This window comes from Ruminococcus sp. OM04-4AA (assembly GCF_003462585.1).
Classification (GTDB): Bacteria; Bacillota; Clostridia; order Lachnospirales; family Lachnospiraceae; genus Mediterraneibacter; species Mediterraneibacter faecis.
Genome location: NZ_QTZH01000147.1, coordinates 1 through 1,313, shown reverse-complemented (window position 1 = coordinate 1,313; position 1,313 = coordinate 1). Strand labels below are relative to the sequence as shown.

Below are 1,313 nucleotides of genomic sequence, written 5' to 3'. Positions count from 1 at the left end.
AAAAGAATGTGAAAAAGTACTTAATTGCTTTTCAAAAATTTCAGAAGCAGCCGAAACAGATTTTTTGTCAAAATGTGAAAAAGTACTTAATTGCTTTTCAAAAATTTCAGAAGCAGCCGAAACAGATTTTTTGTCAAAATATAAAAATGATTTTATTGAAAAATATGGTTATCATAGAGTTGTTCCAGTAATGGAAGTACTTGATAATGATATAGGAATAGGAATACCTGCAGGTATACAGGAGCAAAATGCTATCGAAATAAGGAAGTTGGTTATGAAACAACATTGTGCAAAAGGATAAAAGAATATATTTGGACTAAAATTCAATATGCACTCATAAATGGAAAAAATGAAGTAGAAATCATTGAAAAAGATTTAGATGATATACTCTCAGAGTTAAATATTACTCCTTTAACAGAGTTACCCTCTGTTGATATATTTGTTGAAGTTCTTGCAAAAGAAAAATCTGATATTGACAAAAATAATTTTCAAATTTTATTTACTGGTGCTAGTATTTGTGATATTGCAGGAAGATCATGGGGAAGATTCTCAGACATGATTGAGGAATGCATTGTAAAGGAATTCGCAAATAAAGAGCAGAAAACACTGAGCGAAGATTATATTATTGCATCATTGTGTGAATTTTCTAGAAATGGGAGATTGGATAATGTAACAATGAATACAAACAGTTATGAGTACCAAATATCTTTTAATACTAATGGCTCAAAGGATAAACAAGAAATAAAAATATCGGATATTGGAATAGGGGTAGATAGAATTTCAAATAAATTATTTGCATATTCTTTTTCATTAAATAAAAAAATAAAAGATAATTTCGAATAATATGCTAAATCCTATTATAGGAAGCGATGCGTTTCGATTATTGAGAGATATATCTAATTTAGAACATGCGAGAATTGGAAGTATCTTAGGATTGTTTCAATCATTTGGCTTAGCATATACACCGAGAATTATATTGGGAAAAACAATCCTTGCGCCCGCTACATGGGTGTTAGAAAAAAAGATATTTTTACAAAAATCAAAAACAGAAAGTTGGGAAGAAAAATTTACAAGAGTGCGTAAGGAATGGCAGATTGTTCGATATGTATATATCGCTCAAGGAGACAATCGATTGTTACTTGATTTAGATGATGATATCCAAATAACTCTTCTATATCAAATTATAAAAAAATCTAGAGAGGCAGTTTTGTTAATGGAAGCTATAGACATAGAGAACAAGTTTTGGATAAAGGATTCTAAAGGAAATCATTATGCAAATGAATTTTGTTTTCTCTTTATATCCGGAAAAAAGT

General features: G+C 29.2%; 3 protein-coding genes. All 3 read left to right on the top strand.

The features are described 5' to 3' along the window. Positions 1-301 (top strand): lantibiotic dehydratase (locus tag DXB52_RS15800; protein ID WP_147343401.1); only part of this gene is annotated, 301 nt, incomplete at its 5' end. Further along, a complete protein-coding gene (locus tag DXB52_RS15795) occupies positions 286-843 on the top strand; it encodes a lantibiotic dehydratase (protein WP_118108060.1) in 558 nt (185 codons plus the stop codon). The genes DXB52_RS15800 and DXB52_RS15795, both read left to right, overlap by 16 nt. A gap of 1 nt (position 844) precedes the next feature. Next, the coding region (locus DXB52_RS15790) for a lantibiotic dehydratase (protein ID WP_181989238.1) at positions 845-1,313 on the top strand (469 nt) is incomplete at its 3' end.